This is a genomic window from Serratia sp. CMO1 (assembly GCF_015689115.1).
Taxonomy (GTDB): Bacteria; Pseudomonadota; Gammaproteobacteria; order Enterobacterales; family Enterobacteriaceae; genus Serratia; species Serratia marcescens.
In genome coordinates, this window is sequence record NZ_CP065032.1 from 3,413,315 (window position 1) to 3,437,590 (window position 24,276).

At 62.7% G+C, this 24,276-nt stretch carries 24 protein-coding genes; 9 read left to right on the forward strand and 15 right to left on the reverse strand.

The genetic code is table 11. The features are described 5' to 3' along the window. Window positions 1-85 precede the first annotated feature (85 nt). Both pdxB and IT763_RS16285 read right to left on the reverse strand, forming a co-directional pair. Window positions 86-1,207, reverse strand: coding sequence for a 4-phosphoerythronate dehydrogenase PdxB (gene pdxB, locus IT763_RS16280; RefSeq protein ID WP_206194843.1), 1,122 nt, complete (start codon window positions 1,205-1,207; stop codon window positions 86-88). Between the two features lie 53 nt (window positions 1,208-1,260). Then, window positions 1,261-2,034, reverse strand: a complete 774-nt coding sequence (locus IT763_RS16285) for a helix-turn-helix domain-containing protein (RefSeq protein ID WP_015378596.1) — start codon at window positions 2,032-2,034, stop codon at window positions 1,261-1,263. Window positions 2,035-2,151: 117 nt separating this feature from the next. Between IT763_RS16285 and IT763_RS16290 the strand changes: the two genes are divergently transcribed. Then, complete coding sequence (locus IT763_RS16290) at window positions 2,152-3,072, forward strand: DMT family transporter (RefSeq protein WP_206194844.1); 921 nt, start codon at window positions 2,152-2,154, stop codon at window positions 3,070-3,072. Here the strand turns inward: IT763_RS16290 and IT763_RS16295 are convergent. The 3 genes from IT763_RS16295 to IT763_RS16305 all read right to left on the reverse strand — a co-directional run bounded on the left by IT763_RS16295 (window position 3,069) and on the right by IT763_RS16305 (window position 5,534). After that, the gene (locus IT763_RS16295; RefSeq protein ID WP_206194845.1) at window positions 3,069-4,487 is read right to left on the reverse strand and encodes a sensor histidine kinase; all 1,419 of its coding nucleotides are present in this window, start codon (window positions 4,485-4,487) and stop codon (window positions 3,069-3,071) included. The two genes, IT763_RS16290 and IT763_RS16295, sit on opposite strands and share 4 nt — an antisense overlap. Then, window positions 4,474-5,148 (reverse strand): transcriptional regulator TctD, encoded by a 675-nt coding sequence (gene tctD, locus IT763_RS16300; protein WP_016926876.1) that lies wholly within the window; start codon window positions 5,146-5,148, stop codon window positions 4,474-4,476. The genes IT763_RS16295 and tctD overlap by 14 nt, the downstream gene beginning before the upstream one ends. A gap of 167 nt (window positions 5,149-5,315) precedes the next feature. Continuing rightward, complete coding sequence (locus IT763_RS16305) at window positions 5,316-5,534, reverse strand: hypothetical protein (protein ID WP_228009735.1); 219 nt, start codon at window positions 5,532-5,534, stop codon at window positions 5,316-5,318. A gap of 386 nt (window positions 5,535-5,920) precedes the next feature. On the opposite strand from IT763_RS16305, the gene IT763_RS16310 reads away from it, so the two are divergent. From IT763_RS16310 to IT763_RS16320, 3 genes are read left to right on the forward strand one after another with little or no spacing between them, the layout of a single operon-like run. Continuing rightward, entirely contained in the window at window positions 5,921-6,901 is a 981-nt protein-coding gene (locus IT763_RS16310; RefSeq protein ID WP_206194846.1) for a tripartite tricarboxylate transporter substrate binding protein, read from the forward strand. Window positions 6,902-6,916: 15 nt separating this feature from the next. After that, entirely contained in the window at window positions 6,917-7,348 is a 432-nt protein-coding gene (locus IT763_RS16315) for a tripartite tricarboxylate transporter TctB family protein (RefSeq protein ID WP_016926873.1), read from the forward strand. Window positions 7,349-7,359: 11 nt separating this feature from the next. Further along, window positions 7,360-8,877 (forward strand): tripartite tricarboxylate transporter permease, encoded by a 1,518-nt coding sequence (locus tag IT763_RS16320; protein ID WP_016926872.1) that lies wholly within the window; start codon window positions 7,360-7,362, stop codon window positions 8,875-8,877. 34 nt (window positions 8,878-8,911) lie between these two features. On the opposite strand, the gene IT763_RS16325 is transcribed toward IT763_RS16320, so the two are convergent. Both IT763_RS16325 and IT763_RS16330 read right to left on the reverse strand, forming a co-directional pair. Then, window positions 8,912-9,541 carry a CatB-related O-acetyltransferase gene (locus tag IT763_RS16325; RefSeq protein WP_049300072.1) on the reverse strand — a complete coding sequence of 210 codons (630 nt, stop codon included), beginning with the start codon at window positions 9,539-9,541 and terminating at the stop codon, window positions 8,912-8,914. Window positions 9,542-9,697: 156 nt separating this feature from the next. Continuing rightward, on the reverse strand, window positions 9,698-10,693 hold the full coding sequence (locus tag IT763_RS16330) for a DMT family transporter (protein ID WP_079452187.1): 996 nt from the start codon (window positions 10,691-10,693) through the stop codon (window positions 9,698-9,700). Between the two features lie 172 nt (window positions 10,694-10,865). Between IT763_RS16330 and IT763_RS16335 the strand changes: the two genes are divergently transcribed. Further along, a complete protein-coding gene (locus IT763_RS16335; RefSeq protein ID WP_206194847.1) occupies window positions 10,866-12,332 on the forward strand; it encodes a PLP-dependent aminotransferase family protein in 1,467 nt (488 codons plus the stop codon). Here IT763_RS16335 and IT763_RS16340 read toward each other — a convergent pair. Genes IT763_RS16340 through IT763_RS16355 form a run of 4 tightly spaced genes read right to left on the reverse strand, consistent with a single transcriptional unit; the run spans window position 12,329 to window position 15,983 of the window. Continuing rightward, window positions 12,329-12,829, reverse strand: coding sequence for a protein disulfide oxidoreductase (locus IT763_RS16340; RefSeq protein WP_016926868.1), 501 nt, complete (start codon window positions 12,827-12,829; stop codon window positions 12,329-12,331). The genes IT763_RS16335 and IT763_RS16340 overlap by 4 nt on opposite strands. Then, window positions 12,822-13,538, reverse strand: a complete 717-nt coding sequence (locus IT763_RS16345) for a DsbA family protein (RefSeq protein WP_049300074.1) — start codon at window positions 13,536-13,538, stop codon at window positions 12,822-12,824. The genes IT763_RS16340 and IT763_RS16345 overlap by 8 nt, the downstream gene beginning before the upstream one ends. After that, window positions 13,535-15,571, reverse strand: coding sequence for a protein-disulfide reductase DsbD (locus IT763_RS16350; protein ID WP_151254449.1), 2,037 nt, complete (start codon window positions 15,569-15,571; stop codon window positions 13,535-13,537). Before IT763_RS16350 ends, IT763_RS16345 begins: the two co-directional genes overlap by 4 nt. A gap of 49 nt (window positions 15,572-15,620) precedes the next feature. Next, window positions 15,621-15,983: a hypothetical protein gene (locus IT763_RS16355; RefSeq protein WP_033639760.1), complete on the reverse strand. Its 363-nt coding sequence runs from the start codon at window positions 15,981-15,983 to the stop codon at window positions 15,621-15,623. A 205-nt stretch (window positions 15,984-16,188) separates the two neighbouring features. Between IT763_RS16355 and flk the strand changes: the two genes are divergently transcribed. Next, complete coding sequence (gene flk / locus IT763_RS16360) at window positions 16,189-17,217, forward strand: flagella biosynthesis regulator Flk (protein WP_049300076.1); 1,029 nt, start codon at window positions 16,189-16,191, stop codon at window positions 17,215-17,217. Between the two features lie 4 nt (window positions 17,218-17,221). Here the strand turns inward: flk and IT763_RS16365 are convergent, their stop codons facing one another. Continuing rightward, window positions 17,222-17,677 (reverse strand): rhodanese-like domain-containing protein, encoded by a 456-nt coding sequence (locus IT763_RS16365; protein ID WP_049300077.1) that lies wholly within the window; start codon window positions 17,675-17,677, stop codon window positions 17,222-17,224. A gap of 93 nt (window positions 17,678-17,770) precedes the next feature. Between IT763_RS16365 and IT763_RS16370 the strand changes: the two genes are divergently transcribed. Then, window positions 17,771-19,204 (forward strand): PLP-dependent aminotransferase family protein, encoded by a 1,434-nt coding sequence (locus tag IT763_RS16370; protein ID WP_016926862.1) that lies wholly within the window; start codon window positions 17,771-17,773, stop codon window positions 19,202-19,204. A 27-nt stretch (window positions 19,205-19,231) separates the two neighbouring features. Here the strand turns inward: IT763_RS16370 and IT763_RS16375 are convergent, their stop codons facing one another. Continuing rightward, window positions 19,232-20,128, reverse strand: a complete 897-nt coding sequence (locus IT763_RS16375; RefSeq protein WP_016926861.1) for an endonuclease/exonuclease/phosphatase family protein — start codon at window positions 20,126-20,128, stop codon at window positions 19,232-19,234. 217 nt (window positions 20,129-20,345) lie between these two features. Between IT763_RS16375 and pepT the strand changes: the two genes are divergently transcribed. After that, entirely contained in the window at window positions 20,346-21,593 is a 1,248-nt protein-coding gene (pepT, locus tag IT763_RS16380; RefSeq protein ID WP_197758892.1) for a peptidase T, read from the forward strand. On the opposite strand, the gene IT763_RS16385 is transcribed toward pepT, so the two are convergent. After that, a complete protein-coding gene (locus IT763_RS16385; protein WP_079450310.1) occupies window positions 21,590-22,702 on the reverse strand; it encodes an SLC13 family permease in 1,113 nt (370 codons plus the stop codon). The genes pepT and IT763_RS16385 overlap by 4 nt on opposite strands. Before the next feature lie 152 nt (window positions 22,703-22,854). On the opposite strand from IT763_RS16385, the gene apbE reads away from it, so the two are divergent. After that, window positions 22,855-23,889, forward strand: a complete 1,035-nt coding sequence (gene apbE / locus IT763_RS16390) for an FAD:protein FMN transferase ApbE (RefSeq protein ID WP_115436331.1) — start codon at window positions 22,855-22,857, stop codon at window positions 23,887-23,889. 52 nt (window positions 23,890-23,941) lie between these two features. Here the strand turns inward: apbE and IT763_RS16395 are convergent, their stop codons facing one another. Beyond that, on the reverse strand, window positions 23,942-24,163 hold the full coding sequence (locus tag IT763_RS16395) for a hypothetical protein (protein WP_004936201.1): 222 nt from the start codon (window positions 24,161-24,163) through the stop codon (window positions 23,942-23,944). Window positions 24,164-24,276 lie beyond the last annotated feature (113 nt).

Below are 24,276 nucleotides of genomic sequence, written 5' to 3' on the forward strand. Positions count from 1 at the left end.
TTCATAAAAGCACACGGGCAGTGCAATCACCGCCCGATAATCTTTACCGCTCACTGTAGCGGCGTTGGCTTAAGACAACCTTACGCTACGCCACGCTGAAGCCCAGCTTGCCGAGCAGCTCGGCGCTGGCGCTGTCATCGCATTGCACGGCCAGCGAAGACCACTCGCGGCGCTCCTGGTAGTGCTTGCGCAGGCGATCGAATTCGCCCGGTTGCCCGGCGACTTTGCGCAGTGGCGCATCATCGCGGCGCACATCATACACCAAGTGCATCAATCGTTTTAACCGCGCTTCATCCAGCGGGCCGTTGAGGCGGATCAGGCTGAACTCCGGCACCGGCAGCAGCGAGGCCAGCGCCACCTGCTGCGGCTGCCCCAGATGGCGGCTGAACGCTTCGAACACCTGGGTGGTGCCGCGCGCCTTGCCTTCCAGCGTATACCCGGCGATATGCGCGGTGCCGATATCCATCCGCGCCAGCAGCGGCAAGGCGAGATCCGGCTCGGGTTCCCACACGTCCAGCACCGTGCTCAGCTTTTTGCCCTTTTCCAACGCCTGCAGCAGCGCGGTGTTATCCACCACCGGCCCGCGACAGGCGTTGATCAGAATGCGGTTGTCCGGCAGCGCCGCCAACAGATCCGCATCCGCCAGATGCAGCGAATGGTAAGGGCCGGATTTATTCAGCGGCGTATGGAAGGTCAGCACATCGGCCTCGGCCACCAGCTTCTCCAACGGCCAAAACTCCCCGGCGTCGCCGCGATCGGCACGCGGCGGATCGCACAGCAACGTGCGCACGCCCAGCGCTTTGAGGCGCGCGTCCAGGCGGGAACCGACGTTGCCCACGCCGACGATGCCGACGGTTTTATCCCGCAGTTGGAAGCCGTCGCGTTCGGCCAGCAGCATCAAGGCGGAGAACACATACTCGACCACCGCGATGGCGTTGCAGCCCGGCGCGGCGGAAAACCCGATGCCCTGCCGTTGCAGCCAGGCGTCATCAACGTGATCGGTGCCGGCGGTGGCGGTGCCGACAAAGCCAATGCGGCTGCCGGCCAACAAGGCTTCATTGACCTTGGTGACCGAACGCACCATCAGCGCATCGGCATCCGCCAGCGCCTCGCGCGGGATCGGACGCCCCGGCACCGCCTGCACGTCCCCCAGGCGGCTGAACAGCTCGGCCGCGTAGGGCATATTTTCATCAACCAGAATTTTCACTGCGTTCTCCGACGGTTTACGGCTATTTGTCTGCGAAATAGTGTGCCACTGAATCAGGCACGGCGAAAGCGTTCAGGGGTGGTGCCGGCGATCTGCTGGAACATGACGATAAAGGCCGACGCGGAGCTGTAGCCGACGTCCAACGCCACGTCCTGCACGGTTTTGCCCTGCTCGAGCAACGACACGGCATGCAGAAAACGCAGGCGCTGGCGCCACTCGCTGAACGACATGCCCAGATCCTGCTGGCAGCGGCGCGACAGCGTGCGCTCGGTGGTGTAGACCCGCGCCGCCCACGTCGCCAGCGAGGTGTTGTCCGCCGGACAATGCTCCAGCGCTTCCAGCACCGGCGCCAAAAATTTGTCGTCCGACGACGGCAGATAGGTTTGCTGACGCGGCGACAGGCGCAGCTGATCGATCAGCACCTGGCACAGGCGCAAATCCTCCTCCGCCTGCGGAATGTACTGCTTGCGCGCATAGAAATCCTCGGCGATGGCGCGGAAGATGGGCGTGACGCTCACCAGACAGGGGTCGGCCGGCATACCGGCGCACAGCGCCGGCGTGATGTCCACCATGCGGCACTGCGCCAGTCGCTGGTTGTAGCAGGAGTGTTCGATGCCCGCCGGCGCCCACAACACGAACTCCGGCGGCGCCAGAAAGCGCTGCCCGCCGATGCGCAGCACCATCACCCCGGCCTTGACCCACATCAACTGGCCCCAGGTGTGGCTGTGCGGCTGGAATTCGGTGCGCGCGTTAAACTCTTCGCAGCGGAACTGCACCGGGTTGGGCGCCGGGATCAGCGACTCGGGGAAATGGCGGATTTCTGGCATGGTTTCGTCCCGTGATTTGTCTTGTTTACGCCGATTTTTGTCTGGATATCGCTATATATGATAAACCGGACACGCGTAGACTAGCCAGCATGTTGGACGTTATTGAGAATAATTATCATGAATATGCTCTTCCCGCTGTTGGCCGTGCTGATTTGGTCGATTAACGCCGTCGTCAGCAAACTCTCCGCCACCGCCATCGATCCGGCGGCCATCTCGCTCTACCGCTGGCTGCTGGCGTTGATTGCCCTGACGCCGTTCGTGCTGCCGGGCGTGCTGCGCAACTGGGCGCAGGTGCGCGCCAACTGGTGGAAGCTGATGATCCTCGGTTTGCTGGGCATGGTGCTGTACCAAAGCCTGGCCTATTACGCGGCGCACAGCGTCAGCGCGCTGTTTATGGGCATCATCGTGTCGCTGATCCCGCTGCTGACCATCCTGATCAGCATCGTACTGCTGCGCATTGCGCCGACCGTCGGCGTGCTGCTCGGCAGCATACTCTCCTTCTGCGGCCTGATCTGGCTGGTCAGCGGCGGTCAGCCCGGCGTGCTGCTGCAGCACGGTATCGGCAAGGGGGAATTGATGATGCTGCTCGCCACCGCCTCTTACGCACTGTATGGCGTATTGACCAAACGCTGGGCCATCGCGCTGCCGAACTGGCAATCGCTGTACGTGCAGATCCTGTTCGGCGTGCTGCTGCTGCTGCCTAATTTCCTGATGGCGGAGGATGTCGGCTTGAACGGCCATAACCTGCCGCTGGTGCTGTTCGCCGGCATTCCGGCTTCGATCATCGCCCCGTTCCTGTGGATCCAGGGCGTGATGCGCCTGGGCGCCAACACCGCCTCGATCTTCATGAACCTGGCGCCGGTGTTTACCGCCGCTATCGCCGTGCTGTTCCTGCATGAGCAGTTGCACGGTTACCACCTGATCGGCGGCGGCATTACCCTGCTGGGCGTTATCCTGTCGCAGCGGCTGCGCACGCCGCTGACGCGTAAAGCCAAAGTCCCGGCGGCTGACGTCGAGTCCTGCAAAGAACAGGCTTAAGACAACAGCCTGAAACGCACCCGCACCAACAGGCCGCCCAGCGCGGCGGAGCTCAACAGCTCCGGGCGGGTGCCGTGATACGCGGTGATATCCTTCACCAGCGCCAGCCCCAGGCCGGCGCCCGGCTGTTCGCCCACGTTGTCCAGCCGGTGAAACGGCTGCAGCGCCAGTGCCTTGTCCTGTAAGGCGATGCCGGGGCCGCTGTCTTCAATCTCCAGCACGCCTTCCCCCGTCTCCTTTCCCTGCGTGAGGCGAGCGGTGACCACGCCCTGACGCGGTGTGTATTTCAACGCATTGTCCAACAGGTTGGCGCACAGTTCGGCCAACAGCAGCGGTTCCCCCGCCACCTGACACGCCGCTTCACCTTCGAAACCGAGATCGATCTGTTTGCTGCGCGCCTGCGGCAAGCGCGAAAAACAGGCGTCGCGCAGCACCTGCGCCAGGTTGACCGGCTGCAGCTTGCGCTCGGCCTGGTGCTCGCTGGCCTTCAGGCGTGAGAGATACAGCAGGCGGTCGGTCAGTGCCACGGTATTGTCCAACGTCGCGCTCATCGCCTGCAGGCTTTCACGCCACTGCTGCGGCCGATCGCTGGCCAGCGCCACCCCGACCTGCGTCTTCAACACCGCCAGCGGCGTGCGCAGCTGGTGGGAAGCGTCGGCGCTGAAGCGTTCCTGACGCGCCACCATCAGCCGCAGCCGTTCGATATAGCGATTGAACGCCACCAGCAGCGGCTGCATCTCCGACCACGGCAATACCCGCGGCAAGGGCGTCAGCTCGCCCGGATCGCGCCGCAGCATGATGCCGGAGAGTTTACGCATCGGCTTCAACACCCGCTTGAGCAGCGCGAACGCCAGGATCAGGGTCAACACCACCACCGTGCCCTGGCTCAGCAGCGCCGCGATCATCATCTGCCGCGCCAGGTAACGGCGCGATTCCAGGGTTTCCGCCACCAAAATGGTCGCCATGCCGCTCACCCCCGACTCGTTGACCGGTTGAAACAGCGCCGCCACGCGGATCGGCCGGCCGAGGTATTCCGCATCATAAAAATGCACCAGCGCCGGGTAGAGCGTGGAGCGCGGGATATGGGGCGGCAGCGACGGCAAATCGTCATAGCCCGAGATGCTTTTTCCCTGCGGCGAAATCACCTCGTAATACAGCTGATCGTTCATGTTGCGCTCGAAGCTGTCGAGCACTACATAGGGCACATCGACCGCCAGCTTGCCTTCGCGCACCACCAGTCGCTCCGCCACGGTGCGCGCCGACGCCAGCAGCGTGCGATCGTAAGCCAATGTGGCGGCGCTCATGGCGCTGAAATAGTGGGTGTAGATAGAGATACCGCCCAACGCCAGCAGCGGCAGGCCAAAAAACAGCAGCAGTTGATAGAACAGCGAACGCGGCGCATTAAACCACCGCATTGCAGAGCTCCAGGCTGTAGCCCAGACCGCGCAGCGTGACGATCGCCACGTCGCTGCCCTGCAGCTTTTTCCGCAGGCGGTGTACGTAAAGCTCGATGCTCTCGGGATTGGCCTCGTCGGACAGCGTAAACACCTGCTCGAACAGCTGTTGTTTGGCCACCGGGCGGCCGCGCCGATGCATCAGCGCGGTCAACACCGCCAGTTCGCGCGGCGTCAGCGCCAGCGGCTTGCTCTCCAGCAGAAAATAGCCTTCGTCATGGTAGGTCAACGCGCCGTACTGCAACGCCGGCTGCGGGGCGCCGACGCTGCGGCGCAGCAGCGCCCGAATACGCGCTTCCAGCTCGTCCAGTTCGAACGGCTTGGTGAGGTAATCGTCCGCCCCCAGATTCAGGCCCTTTACCCGATCGGCCACGTCGGTGCGCGCCGTCAGCAGCAACACCGGCAGATCCTGCCCGCGCTTGCGCAGGCGCGCCAGCAAATCCAGGCCGTTCAAACGCGGCAGCGCCACATCCAACACCGCCAGCGCATAACGCTCGTTGAGCAACAGATGATCGGCCGCCACGCCGTCCGGAGCGACGTCGACGGCAAACCCGGCGCCGGTCAGCGCCTTTTGCAACCAGTGAGACAGCTCGGGGTGATCTTCAACCAATAACAGTCGCATGTTCCCATTCCATTGATTTATCTGAACAACCTGGCTCCGACACGGCGTCCGTTAACAGGCTGATAACAGAGAATGGCATGGAAAATAAGGGGATAAAAGAGCGCCGCGCCGCCAGTTTTGGGAGCTGGCACACAATTATGCGTATGGAGCGCGATCGCAGGGCGGCGTCAGATCAGCGGAATGGGGCTATCGGCCACGGCAATGTCCAGCACCGAGCGCAGCTTGTCGGCGGTAAACGGTGCAGAAACCAGCACGGAGCGATTGTTGACGGCAAATACCAGATCGATGCCGGTCACGCAGGCGGTCATCTGGCAGGCATATCTTTCACCGGCGGCGTTGACGAAATGCAGCTCAAACACGCCAACCTCGGCGCGCAGTCGCTTCAAACGGCACTGCCCGGTTCCACCGACCATCTCCGCGTAGACCTCAGGCAACCGTTTAATCGCGCATACTTTGGCGCTGTCCCTGCCGCTAAACAATTTCCCTAACGAAAACATATCACTGCGTCCCTATTCATTTCACTGATCATGATTTTATCGCGAAAGCAAAACGGCAAACCTGATATTACGCAGGATTTTGGCCGGTTTTGCGCCCTGTTCCTGCCAGCATTTCTATGGTAGCGCACCCGTGATTCGCTAGCGACAAGAGACCCTAATCACAGACTGGAAACTTTTCCGGCCACTGAAAGGTAAATGAAAGGTTGTTGTTTTAACAATCCTGCAACCGCGCTCAGCGGGATTCACAACCAGAACAATACCGAGGGCAAGCCACAATGAAAAAAATAATGACCCGTACCTTGACCGCCGCCGCACTGTTGCTGGCGGCCTCTCAGGCCTTTGCCGGGGAAGCGCCCAAACGCACCGAATGCATTGCGCCGGCCAAGCCCGGCGGCGGCTTCGATCTGACCTGCAAGCTGATTCAGGTGTCGTTGCAGGACACTAAGGCCATCGATAAACCGATGCGCGTCACCTATATGCCCGGCGGCGTCGGCGCGGTGGCCTACAACGCCATCGTCGCGCAGCGCCCGGCGGAGTTCGGCACCGTGGTGGCCTTCTCCGGCGGTTCGCTGCTCAATCTGGCTCAGGGCAAGTTCGGCCGCTATAACGTGGACGACGTGAAATGGCTGGCGGCGGTCGGAACCGACTACGGCATGATCGCGGTGCGCGCCGACTCGCCTTACAAAACCCTGAAAGACCTGATGGACGCCTTCCAAAAAGATCCCAACAGCGTGGTGTTCGGCGCCGGCGCCTCCATCGGCAGCCAGGACTGGATGAAAACCGCGCTGCTGGCGCGCGAAGTCGGCGTGGATCCGCGCAAGATGCGCTACGTGGCGTTCGAAGGCGGCGGCGAGCCGGTCACCGCGCTGTTGGGCAACCATATTCAGGCGGTTTCCGGTGACCTGAGCGAGATGGTGCCTTACCTGCAGGGCGACAAAATCCGCGTGCTGGCGGTGTATGCCGAGCAACGTTTGCCGGGCCAGTTGGCCGACATTCCGACCGCCAAAGAACAGGGGTACAGCCTGGTGTGGCCGATCATTCGCGGCTTCTACGTCGGGCCGAAAGTCAGCGATGAAGAGTATCAGTGGTGGATCGACACCTTCCAGAAAATGATGGCGATAGACGAATTCAAGCAGCAGCGCGATCTGCGCGGCCTGTTCGAATTCAATATGACCGGCAAAGAGCTGGACGCCTACGTGAAGAATCAGGTTGCCCAATACCGTGAGCAGGCGAAAGTGTTCGGCCTGGCCAAATAACCGCAGGGGAAAACCATGAGCGATCGTATTTTTGCCGGCTTTTGGCTGCTGCTGTGTATCGGCGGGCTGTTCATCGGCTGGGGCATTCAAAGCGAATACAGCTATGAACCGCTGGGGCCGCGCCCGTTCCCGCTGGCGATCCTCAGCCTGATGGCGCTGTGCGCGGCCCTGTTGCTGCTGCGCCGCCCACAGGCGGTGGAATGGCCGCACCACAAGGTGCTGCAACGGCTGCTGGTGCTGGTGATCACCCTGGTGCTGTATGCCTGGGGCTTTGAATGGCTGGGCTTTCCGCTGGCGACCGCGCTGCTGACGTTCAGCATCGGCCTGTTGTTTCAGGCCAGCCTGCCGGCGGCGGCCATCTCCGGCGTCGTCATGGGCGCAGCGCTGTACTACGCCTTTGACCAACTTCTCGATGTCACACTGCCGCTCGGCATCTGGCTGAGCTAACGGGAGCGATGATGGATACCTGGATGTATTTGACCCAAGGGTTTGAAGTGGCGCTGGTGCCGCAGAACCTGATTATCGCCCTGATCGGCTGCTTCGTCGGCACCATCGTCGGCCTGTTGCCGGGGCTGGGGCCGATCAACGGCGTGGCGATCCTGCTGCCGCTGGCGTTCGCCCTCAAACTGCCGGCCGAATCGGCGCTGATCCTGCTGGCGACGGTGTATATCGGCTGCGAATACGGCGGGCGCATCTCGTCGATTCTGCTCAACGTGCCGGGCGACGCGGCGGCGATCATGACCGCGCTGGACGGCTACCCGATGGCGCAGCAGGGGCGCGCCGGCGTGGCGCTGTCCATCTCGGCGGTCAGCTCGTTCGTCGGCTCGATGATCGCCATCGGCGGCATCATTCTGTTCGCGCCGCTGCTGGCCCGCTGGTCGCTGGCCTTCGGCCCGGCCGAGTATTTCGCCCTGATGGTGTTCGCCATCGCCTGCCTCGGCAGCATGATGAGCCAGAACCCGCTAAAATCGCTGCTGGCGGCGCTGATCGGCCTGGGATTGGCGACGGTGGGCGTCGACGCCAACACCGGCGTTTACCGCTTTACCTTCGACAGCGTGCATCTCTCCGACGGCGTGCAGTTTATCGTGGTGGTGATCGGCCTGTTCTCGGTCAGCGAAATCCTGCTGATGCTGGAAAGCACCAGCGCCGGGCAAAAGCTGGTGCGTAAAACCGGCCGCCTGCTGTTCAACCGTAAAGAGGCGGCGCAGTGCGCAGGCCCGACCCTGCGCTCGTCGGTGATCGGTTTCTTCGTCGGCATTCTGCCGGGCGCCGGCGCCACCATCGCCAGCGCGTTGACCTACATGACCGAGAAGAAAATCAGCGGCAACAGCGACACCTTCGGCAAGGGCGACATTCGCGGCGTAGCGGCGCCGGAAGCGGCCAACAACGCCTCGGCCTGCGGCTCGTTCATTCCGATGCTGACGCTGGGGGTACCGGGTTCCGGCACCACGGCGGTGATGATGGGCGCGCTGACGCTGTACAACATCACCCCCGGCCCGGCGATGTTCACCGAACAGCCGGATATCGTCTGGGGGCTGATCGCCGCGCTGCTGATCGCTAACGTCATTTTGCTGATCATGAACCTGCCGCTGGTCGGCCTGTTCACCCGCATGCTGACCATCCCGCTGTGGTTCCTGGTGCCGGCGATCGCCGCGGTGTCGGCGGTAGGGGTTTATGCGGTGCACAGCACCACCTTCGACCTGCTGTTGATGGTCGGGTTGGGCGTGTTCGGCTACATTCTGCGGAAAATGCATTTCCCGATGTCGCCGCTGATTCTGGGCTTTGTGCTGGGTGAGATGCTGGAACAAAACCTGCGCCGCGCGCTGTCGATCAGCAACGGCGAGTTCGGCATTCTGTGGAGCAGCAGCATCGCGCAAACGCTGCTGGTATTGGCGGTCGCGGTACTGGCGTTGCCGCCGCTGCTGCGCCTGATGCGCAAACGCCGCCAACCGGCGGCCGAGGCCAAGGCCGAATAACGCGAAACGGGCGGGGATCCCCCGCCCGTGGTGTTTAACGGCGCAAGGCCGCAATTCCCTTTTCCAGCGCCCCGATATCGTCATCGGCAAGCAGAGGCTGGATCACCGCAAAGTCCGCCTCGGACAAGTCATAGAGGCGCAACGCAAGCAACCGCGCGATGATTTCCGGCGTGAATCGCCAACGGATAAACGTCGCCGGGTTACCGCCGACGATGGCATAAGGTTCAACATCGCCGGCCACCACGCTGCCGGCGGCGACGATCGCCCCTTCGCCTATCGATATCCCCGGCATCAACATCGCCCGCATGCCGATCCAGCAACCGTCACCCAGCCGGGTATCGCCTTTGGGACGGTATGCCTGCTTGATGGTTGCCATAAACGGGTACAGGCTCAGCCAGTCGATGCGGTGGGTGTGATTACCGCCCATCAGGATCACCGCTTCGGCCGCGATGCACACGTAATCGCCGATCAGCAAACGGTCTATTTCGCCCAGCGGCTGCCATTGCCGGCTGACCGCGTCGCCGTGCAGATAGCGCACCACCGAGCGTTCGAAGCCGTTGTCCCAGCAATCGCTGTAGTAGCTGTGGGTGCCTTTGACGATAATATTCGGGTTGGTCACCGTCTGATGCAGAAGCTCAGTGTTGGACCAGTGTTTTTCGGACATGGCGTATTCTCTTGTTACGGGAATAAAAGCCACGGAACGGAGTGTCTGTGGCCGTGTTGTCGTTCACTCAACACGGCCATTCAAGCGATAAGCGCTCGTTTCAATCTCGGGTTATTCATCATTACCGCCTCTCTTGCGAGGCGTAATGCTAACCGATCACGCCTCGGCGGTCTTGCTTTTCAACAGCAGCACCCCGCCCATCACCAACGCGCTGCCCAGCAGCTGCAGCTGATTCATGTTCTCCCCCAGCAGGAAATAGGCGATCACCGCGGTGAACACCAGCTCCAGCGACAGGATCAGGTTGGCTACCGCCAGCGGCAGCGTTTTCAGGCTGATGTTATACAACCCGAAACCCAGCAGCGTCGGCCCGGCGGCCAACGCCAGCAGCAACAGCCAGCCGCTCCACTGAATGCCCTGCGCGCTGTGCGACAGGAACCACAGATCGCCGGCCATGCCGTGGAACGCCGCCAACGGGAACGCCGTCAGCGCCGCATTGAACGCCAGCTGATACAGCGCCGAAAACCCGAACACGTACAGGATGGTGTTCCACACCGGATAGCCGCGTTCGCTGGCCACCCGCCCGCCGAGGGTATACAGGGTATAACCGATGCCCGACAGCATCCCCACCAGCAGCCCCAGCAGATCGAAGTGGCTGTTCCCCATGCTGTCGCCGTTGCTGACCAGGAAGCAGCCGCCCAGGCTGATGGCGATCACCAGCAATTGGCGCAGCGTCAGGCGTTCGCTGTACATCACCCAGCCGAGGAATACGGTAAAGCCCACCGAACAGTAGGTCAGAATGGTCGCCACCGACGCGCCGTTCAGCGCCACCGACAGCGTCCACAGGCTGTTGAACAGCGCCAGCAGCAGCCCGTAAAGCGCGTAGAACACCACCTGCTCACGGCGCAGACGCGCCCACTGCGGTTTCACCAGCAACAGCAGCGGCAACAACACCAACGCCACCAGCGCCGCGCGCCAGAACGCCAGCACGAAGGTCGGCAGGTGGTAATACTCGGTCAGCGCGCGGATGATGATGGCGGTAAAGGCCAGCAGCATGGCGCTGATAATGGCGATGACGTACCCCTGGCTGCTGCCCTGAAAGAGGCGCGCGCCGGGCAGCGCCGGCCGGGCGGAAACGCCTGACGGTAATGACATGAGATCCTCGGAGAAATGGCGACATAAATACTCAGGCACAGAGTGTAACGCGGCCATTTTTTCTCACTATAGCCACTTTGCAGCGTTGTCATGCAGGCCACTTTTGTGCGCTTGAAGCCCTGCTGACATGGGGTATAGTGAAAATATCTCTCCCTAACCGGGCCAATTTCGCATGCACATCCCGTTAGATCGCGAGCAGGACGTTCCGCTCTATTTACAGATCGAAGAAGCGCTGCGGCGCGCCATCCTCACCGGCGTGTTCGTCGATGGCGACAAGCTGCCCTCGACGCGCACGCTGGCGACCGAGCTGGCGGTCAGCCGTTTAACGGTGGATAACGCCTACGCCGAGCTGGCGGCCAAGGGCTTTTTGCATCAGCGGCGCGGCAGCGGCGCCTATGTCGCGCACCCGCAGGCGCAAACGCGCCCGGCCCGCCCGACCAGCGACGCCCCTTTCCCGCTGGAGAGCTTCACCACCCTCACCTCGCGTCTGGACGGCTACGCCGACGCCCCGCTGCCGGAGGGGCTGATCAACTTCGCCGCCGGCGTCGGCAGCCCCAAAATATTTCCGCTGGAGGCGTTTCGCAAAGTGCTGCTGTCGGTGCTCAGCCGCCACGCGGAAGAGGCCTTCAGCTACGGCGAATACTGCGGCTACTATCCGCTGCGCGATACGCTGAGCCGCATCCTCAGCGCCCAGGGCATCCCCACGCAGGCGGAACAGGTGCTGATCACCAACGGTTCGCAGCATGCCATCAGTCTGGTGGTGCAAAGCCTGCTGGCGCCGGGTGATACGGTGATCGTCGAAGAGCCGACCTACGCCGAAGCGCTGGGTCTGCTGCGCCAGCACCGCATCAATATCGTCACCGTGCCCGGCGACCGCCACGGCATGCGGGTGGATTTGCTGCCGGAGTTGTTGGAACGCCACCGCCCCAAACTGATCTACACCATCCCCAACTTCCACAACCCGACCGGCCGTTGCCTGAGCGAGACGCGCCGGCGACGTCTGCTGGCGATCGCCCAACAGGCCGGCGTGGTGATCCTGGAAGACGACTTCGTCGGCGATCTGCGTTATCAAGGCAAACAGCTGCCGTCGCTGCGCGCGCTGGCGCAGCCGGGCGCGGTGATCTACGTCAGCACCTTTTCCAAAATGCTGCTGCCCAGCATGCGCATCGGCTATCTGGTGGCGGACAGCGAACACTATCAGCGTTTCGCCAGGCTGAAGCACGTCGACAGCTTCACCAGTTCCAGCCTGATCCAGCGGGCGCTGGACGCGTTCGTCACCGTCGGCCGTTACGATAAGCAGCTGCGGCGCGCCGGGCGCGTCTATCGCCTGCATCTGGAAGTGATGATCGACGCGTTGCAACGGCGGCTGCCGCCGGGGTGCCGTTTCGAAACGCCGCAAGGCGGCTTGTTTATCTGGCTGACGCTGCCCGTGACGCTGACCACCGCCGAACTGATGCCGGCGGCCTGGCGGCACGGTGTCACCTTTGCCCGCGGTGAATGCTTCTATGCGCAGGAACAGCTGGGCGCACACGGCCTGCGGCTAAACTTCGCCGCCAACTCGCCGCCGCAGATTGAAGAAGGTATCGCCCGGCTGTGCCGGGCGATTGAGGAGGTGATAGCGGAGAAAAGCGCCGGTTAGACGGCGGCCCACCACAGCCGCAGCTTCATCCCCCAGTAGCTGGTCCAGCCGGTGGTGCTCTGCACCACCTTGCCCTGCGAGATCACCACGAAGGTCGGCGTCACGCCAATCCGCCACTGCGCCGACAGCGCGCCGGCCGGATCGTTGACCACCGGCAGCGCCAGCCGTTTACGCGCCAGCCACTGTTTCACCTGGGTATCGTCGCCCGAGCGCAGCGCGACGGTCAGCACGTTGCCGCCCTCCGCCTGCAAGCGGGCGACATCCGGCGTGGTGAAACGGCAAACGCCGCACCAGCTGGCCCAAAAGTAAACCAGCAGCGGCCGCTCATGGCTAAGCTGCGCCAACGACACGCGCTCGCCGTCCAGCGAGGTCAGCGTCTGGGCATCGAAGGCCGGCGGCGCCTGCGGCGCGTTCAGCCAATCCATCACCGTGACCACCGCCAATGCGATCAGCGCCAGCAGCAGCAACTCGCGCCCCCAGCGCTTGAGCTTAGCCATTGTTGGCCTTCGCCAGCTGCTGCTTCACCATCGTTTCCAGCTCTTCATACGACACCGCCCCCGGCAGCATCCGATCGCCGATCAGCGTCGCCGGCGTTCCTTGTACGCCCAGTTGCTCCGCCAACGCCATATTGCTGCGCAGCGTGGTCATGCTCTGTTCGCTCGGCGCCACCGCCTTGACGCCGGTTTTCTCCTGCGCGGCGGCGATGCTGGCATTGTCGTGGAAGCCCTTTTTCGCCATCAGCCGCTGATGCAAGGCCCAGAATTGCTCCGGGTGCTGCTGCCAGGTGGTGAGCGCCACGCGCGCCGAGCTGACCGAACTTTCGCCCTTGAACGGCAGCAGCTTCACCACCAGCGCCACATCCGGGTATTGCTTGACGATCTTCTCCAGCATCGGATCAAACCGCTTGCAGTACGGGCAGTTATAATCGGTAAAGGTCACCAGCGTCAGTTTGGCGTTGGCGGCGCCCAGCCGCGGGCTGGCCGGATCCTGATACAGCGTTTTGGCGTTCTGCTTGATAGCCTGGCTGATTTGCTGGCTGGCGGTTTGCTGCTGCCAGGCGTCCACCGCCTGCGCCAGAATGTCCGGGTTGGACACCAGCGTTTCGCGGATCATCTCTTTGATACGCGCCTCTTGCGCCGGGGTGAAAGGCTCGGCGGCCCACACCGGGGCGGCGATGATCATCAGTAAAATCAGTAGTTTTTTCATTGTTCGGTTCCTTTGGCATGGGAAAGCGTTTGCAGCACGGCGTCACGGGTCAACAGCGGGGATAACACCTCGCCGTCCGGGCTGCCGGGGCCATAGATTTGGTTGAAAGGCACGGCGACGCTGCCGCGCTTTTGCAGGAAGGCGCTGATGTCGGCCGACGGGCGGCTCCAGTCGCCGCGCAGCGCGACCACATCATCGGCGCTCAACGCCCGCTGTATGTCATCGCGCAGCAGCACATTGAATTTGTTGGCTTTGCAGGTCACGCACCAGTCGGCGGTCACGTCGACGAACACCCGCTTATGCTGCGCCAGCGCCTCGGCGATCGCCTGTTCGCTCAGCGGTTGCCACTGCACCCGATCCTGCAAGGGTTGACGCCACAGACCGGCGGTCAGCGAGCCGGCCAGCAAGGCCGCGCCCGCCAGCACCAACGTGCCCGCCGCCAGCTTGGCCGCCAACCGTGTCCCTTGCTGGCGCCACACCGCCAGCAGTAATGCCAGCAACGCCAGCGCCCCCAGCCACAGTGTGGCCTGCGCGCCGATATGATTGCTCAGCAGGCTCAGCAACCACAGCGACGACGCCAGCATCAGCAATCCCATCGCCAGCTTGACGGTATTCATCCAGCGGCCGGGGCGCGGCAACCGCAGCGCCAGCGACGGCCAGGCGGCGATCAGCAGCCACGGCAGACTCATGCCGATGCCGAGCGCGATGAACATGCCCCACAGCACCGGCAGCGACGCCGCCAGCGCGAAGGCCACCGCCGTGCCGAGAAACGGCGCCGAGCACGGCGTCGCCAGCAGCGTGGCGAACGCGCCCTGCCAGAAATGGCCGCTCAGACCGTGCCCGTTATGGGTCGCCAGCGAGGTATTCAGATCGGATGAGAGTCGCAGATGGAACAGGCCGAACAGGTTGGCGCTGAACAGCAGCGTCACCAGCACCATAAAGCCGATAAACCACGGATTCTGGAACTGAATGCCCCAGCCGAGCGCGTGGTTGCCGAGCCGCAGCAGCGTCATCAGCAGGGCCAACGCCATAAACGAGGCGACGATGCCCAGCGACGACGCCAGAAACTGCAGACGAACGCTGCGCCGATCGCGCCGCTCCACCTGCAGGATGGAGCCGAGTTTGATGCCCAGCACCGGCAGGACGCACGGCATCAGATTGAGGATCAACCCGCCCGCCAGCGCCATCAATACCGCCTGCCATAGCGGGAACGCCGCACCGGCCGGCGCGGCCAGCGCCTGGCCGATCGGCAGCGTTATCTGCTGCGCCATGCCGCCGTCGTCGATCACCAACGTCAGCGTTTTGCCGCGCAGGTCCGGCGCCGCATCGCCCCAGCCATCGCTGACCGGCACTCGCGCCAACAGCTGAGCGCCGTCGGTCTCGACCTGCGGCTTGCCGAGATCGGCATCCGCCAGCGTATCGAAGAACAGCGCAGGCTGTTGCCAGCCGGCGGCGCGTTCGGCGGAAATCTGCAGCTCGCCGCTGCGATACCCGGCCTTGACGCTTTCCGCCAACCCGGCGGCGATCGGCACCTGCCCCATTGCCTGCGCGAAGTCATGGTTAAACTGCGGATCGTTCGGCGTGGTCAGATCCAGACTGAACGGGTAGTCGGTCAGAATGCAGACGTTGCTGCAGGTGGACAGCGTCAGCGTACCCGCCAGCGGGCCGGACACCTGGCCTGGCATCACGATCGGCAGCGTGACCCGATCGTGATAGCCCTGGGTGGAAATGCCGGCCACCTCGAAACGCTGCGGCGTCGGCCAGTGCCAGGTCGCCGGCGGCGGGTTACCCTGCCAGACGATAGCCGGCGCGATGCCGCCTTCGCCTGGAGAGCGCCAGTAAGTTTTCCAGCCTTTTTGCAGCTCGACCGACAGCAGCAGGCGGGTCTCTCCCGGCTGTGACGTGTCGGCGCGCAGCCGCACCTTGGCATGATCGTTGGCCGGATTTTGCAGCCAGCCGCTGTCCGCCGCCTGCAAGGCAGGCAGCCACAGCATAAACAGGCAAGCGCAGGCCAGCCTGATAATTTTCAACATGTTAATTCTCCATAAATGATTAATTCACCGCGAAAAACGGGCGATTAACTCATTCACGGAAGACGCATAATCGAAGGTGCACCCTGAGGGTGGGCGGTGAAATGGCGCGGGGAGGAGGAATGCGCAGACGCGCGGCAATGGTCGGCGCCAACAGCGCCAGCAGCAGACCCAGCCCGAACAGCACGGTTTCAAACATTACCGGCGGCGCGGCCAGCAATGATTTGGCGCTCAGCTCACAGGGCGTCGGCTGCGCTTCGGCGGCGGCGTCGCTGGATTGCACGGCAGTGGCGGCCGGGATCCCCAGCGTTTGCTGCAGCGCATGCAGGCCCGCCATGCGCTGGGTCATGCACGTCAGCACCACCAGGCAAGCCAGGCATAAAAACCATTTTGCAATCCGCTGCCGTTTAACCATGCCATCCTCATGTTCAGATCTGGGGTTATCTTAGCGACGCAGACGCGTTTAGCAACGTTTTGTCGGTAAAGAAATGTCTGAGCGGCGGTATTGATGGCGGCGATTTACAGGTATCATAGACGGTAAGCCTGCGCTTTTCGCCGGGTACGATGACGATTCTCTCCTCCAGGCACACTGCGGGGATACACAGCGAAGGACTGGTGATATGCAACCTTTGAGTGGGCCGGGCACCCCAATCGCCGGCGAACGCCCCCCCTCCCCGGGCAAAACGGCGGCCACTGACGATCAACCTCTCTCTCCGGCGCAGCGCACGACGCTGGAAAAACTGATCGTGAAAATCATGACGCTCAGCCCGGCCAAATCGGCGGAGATCTGGGCGTCTCTGCGTCACGATCTCGGCGCCGACAAAGGTGGCGAACTGCTGGCGCGCCATTTTCAACCGGCGGAACAGCTGCTGCAAACGCGCCTGACGCAGGCGCAACAAAACCATGCCGGGCGCCAACTGCTGCAACAGCTGGCCGAATTGCTGCCGCAGGGCAATAACCGCCAGGCGGTCAGCGACTTTATTCGCCAGCAGTTCGGCCATACGGTGTTGAGCCAGCTGAGCCCACCGCAATTGCAGCAGGTGCTGAATCTGTTGCAGACCGGCGGCCTGACCATTCCCCAGCCGCAGCAAACCGCCACCAGCGATCGCCCGCTGCTGCCCGCAGAGCATCAAAGCCTGCAGCAGCAGATCACCAAACTCAGCGCCGCGACCGGCGAAGCGCCGGCTAAAATCTGGCAAACGCTGTTCGATCTGGCGGGCGTGAAAACCAACGATCCGCTGCCGGCGCGCCACTTCCAGCTGCTGAACCAGTTTTTACAGGTGAAGGTGGCGCTCAGCCCGCAGAACGCGCCGACGCTGAACAACCTGCTGGCGGCGCTAAAACAGCCGGCGGATGAGCAAGAACTGCAGCAGATGAACGACTATTGCCAGGCGCGCTTCAACTGCGGCGCCAATGCACCGCTGACGCACCCGCAAATGAGCGACGCCATTCATCAGCTGTTTGCCCGCCGTCTGGATAAAGCCGGCCAGGCGCAGCCGATCGCCAGCCACCCTGTCGAACCGCAGCCGCTGCTCAACCCGCTGATCGCCGCTCTGCCTCTGCCGCTGCAGAAAGCGCTCAGCAAGCCGGCCGTGGCGCTGATCCTGTTGCTGTTGGCGTTGGCGGTCGTGCTGGCGCTGGTGTTTTAACGCCTCAGGCGCAGCCGCAGTCCTCAGCAGCCGCCCGATCGCGCAGCGATCCCGGCTGTTCTCCGATGGCCAATGGATGGCCATCGCGCAGCCAGAAGTCCAGCCCGCCGATCAGCTCCTTCACCCTGAATCCCAGTTTCGCCAGCTTGTAAGCGCCTTTGGTGGATCCGTTGCAGCCAATGCCGTCGCAGTAGGTCACATACACCTTTTGACGATCCAGATGCGCCGTGCCGGCTTCATCCATCAGGCGATGCGGCAAGCTGAACGCGCCGGGAATATGCCCGGCGGCGTACAGCGCCTCCGCGCGGGTATCGATCACCACTATCCCGTCCACGCCATTGCGCAGATCTTCCGCCACATCCCAGGCATCCGCATAGCGGCTCAGTTTGGCCGCCAGGTAGGCCAAACTCTCTTCCGGCGCCGCCGGCGGAAAAGCCAGCACCAATGATTCTTTCGACATATCACTTACTCCCGTGCATCAAGACAGATGACAATAGTGCCCCATTTTGGTCTTATGATTGATACCCATTATCCACAGATGATAAGACCCATTATGCGGCACACGCTGATCACGCTGTTTCAGCAATCGCCCCAGGCCGTCGGCACACTGCGCGATCGTTTGTGCGCGGCATTGCGGCAAGCCATCCACCACGGCGCATTGAGCATTGGGCAACGCCTGCCCTCCAGCCGAGTGCTGGCTGGGGATCTGAGCCTCTCAAGGGTGACCGTCGAAGCAGCCTACGGTCAGTTGGAGGCGGAAGGATATTTGCAGCGCCGCGTCGGCCAGGGCACCTTTGTGGCGATTACCATCGCCAAATCACCGCCGCCGGCAGCCGGCTCCGGCTTGCCGCGCCTTTCGCAGCGCGGCCAACAGATCGTGCAAACCGGCGGCTGCCGCGATCCGCAGCAGCCACAGGCGTTTGCCGCCGGCTCGCCGGATCTGCGCGCGTTTCCGCTGGCCTTGTGGAAGCAGTTGACCGCGCAGCGCCTGCGGCTACAGGGGGAAAGCCTGCTGCGCTACGGCGACCCGCAGGGCTATTTGCCGCTGCGTGAAGCGATTGCCGCCCACGTCAACCAAACGCGCGGCGTAATCTGCGACGCAAACCAGGTTATCGTGCTGACCAGTTCGCAGCAGGCGCTGCAGCTGATCGCCACGTTGCTGCTGGACAGCGGCGACAGCGTCTGGATGGAAGAACCGGGTTACGCCGGGGCGAGAAACGCCTTTATCAGCGCCGGCGCCGCCCTGACGCCGGTGGCGGTAGACGGCGACGGCCTGCACGCTGAGCCCTCCTTGCCCGAGCCGCGTTTGATTTATCTGACGCCCTCGCACCAATACCCAACCGGCGCAGCGCTCAGCCTGGCGCGCCGATTGGCATTGCTGACGCTGGCGGAAAGGCAGCAGGCCTGGATCATTGAGGACGATTACGACAGCGAGTTTCATTACGACGGCCTGCCGATACCGGCGATGCAGGGCCTGGATCGCCGTGGCCGCGTACTGTACCTCGGCACCTTCTCCAAATCGCTGTTCCCTTCGTTGCGGTTGGCGTACCTGATCGTACCGCCCACGCTGGTTGAAGCGTTCGTCACCGCGCGCACGGTGTATGACGGCCACAGCGCGCAGCTGATGCAGGCGGTCACCGCCGAATTCATCCGCCAGGGGCACTTCGCCGCGCATATCCGCTACATGCGCCAACTCTACCATAGCCGGCGCGATGTGTTGCTGGCGGCAGTGCGCGAAAAACTCGGCCACTTCGCCACACCCGCTCCCGCCGCCGGCGGCCTGCAGCTCAGCGTCTGGCTGCCGCCCGGCCAGGAGGCGGCGCTCAGCCGGCAGGCGCGGCGGCTCGGCGTCCTTACGCCCGGGTTAACTGCGCAATACCAAACGGTTCAGGCCCAGCGCGACGGATGGCTGCTGGGCTTTTCGGCCCTGACGCCGGGCGAGATCCGCAGCGCCGTCGAGCGGCTGGCGCGGATCGCCGCGGCTTAGCCCTGCCCCGGAGAGACGCCGGCCGGCTTATTGCTCGGTCAGGCGCATCTCCGCAACCAGCGGCAGGTGATCGCTCACCGCCGGCCAGTGCACGCCGTTCCAATCGCCGCTAGCGTTCGGCACCGTCAGGCTGTCCAGATGCCAACGCTGCGCATTGCCGCTAAAGATGTAATCCACCTTGATTTCGGCGTTTTCCGCCGGCCAGCTGCGGCCGTCCTGCCCGTTGGGCATGATATCGTTCCAATAGCGGCTCAGCTCCAGCCAGGTGACGCTGCCCGGTACGTCGTTCATGTCGCCGAACAGCAGTTTGATGCCGCGCACTTCGATGGTGCGATCGTTCAGCTCCCGTACCTGATCCAGACGCATCGTCGGATCTTCCTTGGTATCGAGGTGGGTGTTGAACAGGGTGATCGGCGTCGGGAACTCCGGCACATCGACCTTGGCGCTGAAGGCGATGCGCTGCTCGCGCTGGCCGGACGGCAACGGATAGATCACGGCATCGTGCAGCGGATACTTCGAGAGAAACGCCAGGCCGTATTCACCGCCGTCGAAATCGATCGCCCGGCCGAACACCGCCTGCATGCCGGTCAGCTTCGCCAGTTCCGCCGCCTGATCGACCCGCCCGCTGCGGGCGGTGAGTTTATCCACCTCCTGCAGCGCCACCACGTCGACGTTCATCGCGCGAATCGCCTTGGCGATGGCGGTCATGTCGCTGACCTTGCCGGCGGCGATATTGAAGCTGGCGACGCGGATCTTCGGCGCCTGTTCCAGTTCGTAGGTTTTGTTCTTCAGGCCGCCCAACGCGCTGGCCACCTCGCGGCTGTTGGCATTGCTGTTGGCGTGCCCGGTATCGGCAGACGACCAGGCGCTGTGAGAGATACCCAGGGACAGTAAGGTGATAAGCAGAGCGTGACCGGTGTGCATGAATTCTCCTTGAGGGACAGATAAGTGTTATGTGGGCGCATCCCGGCCCACAGCTAACACCGATTTTGCCGCAGAAACCTGCGACTATTTCCTAGTTGCACCGCTATTTTTCGTTTCTGCGCGATACTTCGCATTCTGGCGGTTTACGCATTGCACCGTTGGACAAACGGCTGATTTCGTTTTAAAACCGGTAGATTGCCAACCGCGAGGAGTTCCGATGACCAGCCCGATTGCCGAACAGCTTACCGAACGTTTCTTCCGCTATCTGGCGGTGACCAGCCAGAGTAACGCCGCCGCAGCCACCCTGCCCAGCACGCCGGGGCAGCATGAGATGGCGCAACTGTTGGCGGACGAGCTGCGCCGGCTCGGCCTGGCCGACGTGCAAATCGACGAGCACGCCACCGTGACCGCGCGCAAGCCCGGCACCCAACCCGGCGCGCCGCGCATCGGCTTCATCACGCATATCGACACCGTGGACGTTGGCCTCTCGCCCGAGATTCGCCCGCAGCGCCTGCGCTTCACCGGCGAAGATTTATGTCTGAACGCCGAGCAAGACATCTGGCTGCGGGTCGCCGAGCATCCGGAGATCCTGCCCTACCGGAACGAAGAAATTCTGTTCAGCGACGGCACCAGCGTGCTGGGCGCCGACAATAAGGCGGCGGTCACCGTGGTGATGACGCTGCTGGCCAACCTGACCGCGGCCGATCGCCACGGCGATATCGTGGTGGCGTTCGTGCCGGACGAAGAAATCGGCCTGCGCGGCGCCAAGGCGCTGGATCTGCAGCGCTTCCCCGTCGATTTCGCCTACACCATCGACTGCTGCGAACTGGGTGAAGTGGTATACGAGAATTTCAACGCGGCGGCGGCGGAGATCCGCATCGAGGGAGTGACCGCCCACCCGATGTCGGCGAAAAACGTGTTAATCAACCCAATACGCATCGCCAACGACATCATAAACCGATTCGACGTGCAGGATACCCCGGAGCACACCGAGGGGCGCGAGGGTTATTTCTGGTTCACCGATCTGGCCGCCAACGCCAATCAGGCGACGCTGAAGGTGTCGATTCGCGACTTCGATCGCGCGGCGTTCGAGACGCGCAAGGCCCGCCTTGAGGAGACGGTGCGCCAGGTGGCGGCCAACTATCCGCGCGCCAACGTCAGCTGCAGCGTCAGCGACATCTACAGCAACATCAGCAACGCCATCGGCGAGGACCGGCGCGCTATCGATCTGATCTTCGGCGCCCTCGCCGCCCACGGCATCCCGCCGAAGGTGATCCCGATGCGCGGCGGCACCGACGGCGCGGCGCTCTCCAGCCGCGGCATCCTGACGCCCAATTACTTCACCGGCGCGCATAACTTCCACTCGCGCTTCGAGTTTTTACCCGTCAGCGCCTTCGTGAAATCCTATCAGGTGACCCGCAGCATTTGCCTGCTGGCCGCGCGGCAAAGCGGTAATCAGAGTTAGCTCAACAGCCAGCCGAGCAACGCGGCCCATACCAACAGCGGCAGCGAATAATAGTGGAAGCGCAACCAGATCATGCGCTCCCCCGCCATGCGCAGCGCAATCAGGTTGGCGAGCGATCCGATCGCCAACCCGAAGCCGCCGGCGTTGACCGCATAGGCCAGCTGAGCGCTGGAAGGCACATAGTTGAGCAACAGTATGGTGGCCGGCACGTTGCTGACGATCTGCGACAGCCCAACGCCCAACGCATACACGCCGCCCTCGCTCAGCCCGGCGATGGCGGCGAACGCCGGCTGAAGCGGCGGCAAACGGGTAAACAGGCCGACATCGATGAACATGGCGGCGAACACGAAAATCAGGCTCCAGTCGATCTGCAACAGCACCCGGCGCGCCAGCAGCAAGAAACCGGCGAACACCGCCAACAGCCCATACAACGGCAGATCGAAATCGAGACTCAGCAGGAAAACCGCATACAGCCCTACGCAGCTCAGCAACAGCGGCCGCTGGTAGGGATACCCCTCGGTATTCGGCGCTTTCACAATGTCGCGCGCCGGGAAGCTTAACCAGGTCAGCGCCAGCAAGCTCAACATCATTGCGGCGCCAAACGGCGCCATCTGGCCGATGAAACCGAGGAAAGAGAGGCCGGAGCGGCTCCACAGCAGGATATTTTGCGGGTTACCGATCGGCGTCAGCAACGAACCGGCGTTCACCGCCAGCGCCTGGAAGATGATCAAGCGGCCAACCGGCAGCGCCGACAGCTTTTTCAGCGTGATGGTGAGCGGAATGACGATAAACAGCGCCACATCGTTGGTAAGAAACGACGACAACAGCGCGGCGGAAAACACCAGGAACAGCGCCAGCCGCCGTTCGCTGAGCAAGCGGTTGATAATCTTGCGGCCGACAAAATCGAAGTAACCGCTGACCTCCACGCCTTTGGTCAGCAGCATCAGCCCCAACAGGGTGATGAGGGTACGGCCGTCGATAAAACCACCCAGCGCTGTCAGCGGTTGCGGATGAAAAGCGAACATCGCCACGCCGGCCAGCAGCAATGCATGCAAGAAGCGATCTTTGATAAAGGGGTGGATAAGCCGAGAAATGGCGGTTGAACTCATGGTGGCTGCGTGAACCTCACCGAAAAGAATGGGCAGACGTTAGCTCAGACGCGGCTTCAGCGCCAGCAAAATGCTATTTTACCTTTATCCGCTTTTCATTTGCCGCGCTTTACTTTATTTGTAGCGGCTTTCTCGTTTTCAAAGGACATGTTATGGCTTCCCTGTTCGCCAAAGGGGCGTTGCTGAGCGCCTTATGCGCCCTGCTCGCCGCCTGCGACAATGCCTCCTCCTCCCGCCCGCAAATCGATATCGACGGCAAGACCATGGGCACCTTCTACAGCGTTAAGGTCAGCGGTGACGTCGCGATCGGCAAACAAGAGCTGCAGCGGCAGATCGACACGGTGCTCGAACGGGCCAACGACGATATCTCTACCTACCGCGCCGATTCGGTGCTGTCGCGGTTTAACCGCAGCGCCAGCCTCGGGGCGCAGCCGATCCCACGCGGCATGGCGGACATCGTGTTGATGGCTCAACGCATCGGCCGCGATACCGGCGGCGCCATGGATATCACCGTCGGCCCGCTGGTGAACCTGTGGGGATTCGGCCCAGACAAACATCCGGTCAAGGTGCCGGAACAGGCGCAGATCGACGCGGCGAAGCAGCGCACCGGCCTGCAGCACCTGAAGCTGATCAGCGACAACCGCGGGGAGTGGCTGCAAAAAGATCTGCCGGATATGTATGTCGATCTCTCAACGCTGGGCGAAGGCTATGGCGCGGATGAGTTGGTGCGCCTGATGAACCGCAACGGCATTACCAACTACCTGGTATCGGTCGGTGGCGCGGTCTCTTCGCGCGGCGTCAACGGCCAGGGCAAACCCTGGCGGGTGGCGATCCAAAAGCCGACCGATCGTGAAAATGCGGTGCAGGCGCTGGTTGATCTGCACGGTTACGGCATCAGCACCGCCGGCAGCTACCGCAACTACTTTGAACAAAACGGCCAGCGCTACTCCCATGTCATCGATCCGACCACCGGCAGGCCGATCAACCACCGGCTGGTTTCCGCCACGGTGATCGCCCCGACCGCGCTCGAGGCCGACGGCTGGGATACCGGTCTGATGGTGCTGGGCACGGAGAAAGCGTTGCAGCTCGCGGAAGAGAAAGGGCTGGCGGTCTACCTGATCAGTAAAACCGACGACGGTTTCAGCGCCGTGATGACGCCGCAGTTCAAAGCGTTTTTGGTGCAGTGAGATAAAAAAAGCCCGGCACGCCATGGCCGGGCTTAGTCCTGTTCCGCACCGATCACTTGGTCAGCGCGATGATGCCGAGGGTCAGACCGGCAACCGCCGCCGCGCCGCCGGCGATCGCGCCCGCGGTTTCCCAGTTATCCTGAGTGGTGCCCTTCATACAGGTGTTGGTATGCACCAGACGCCCCTGGTCATCGTAGACCGGTACGCAGGGAGAATCGGTGGCGCATCCGGCCAACACGGCCGACAGTAACCCAACCGCAATTAACTTTTTCATACTTCTTGCCTCAATGTTCGATCACTTTATAAAGCTACGCCGAGCGATAATCACGCTACCAGGCTATTGTATGCCCAACGCGTGTAATGGCGAGGTAATGATGTGTCAGGGGA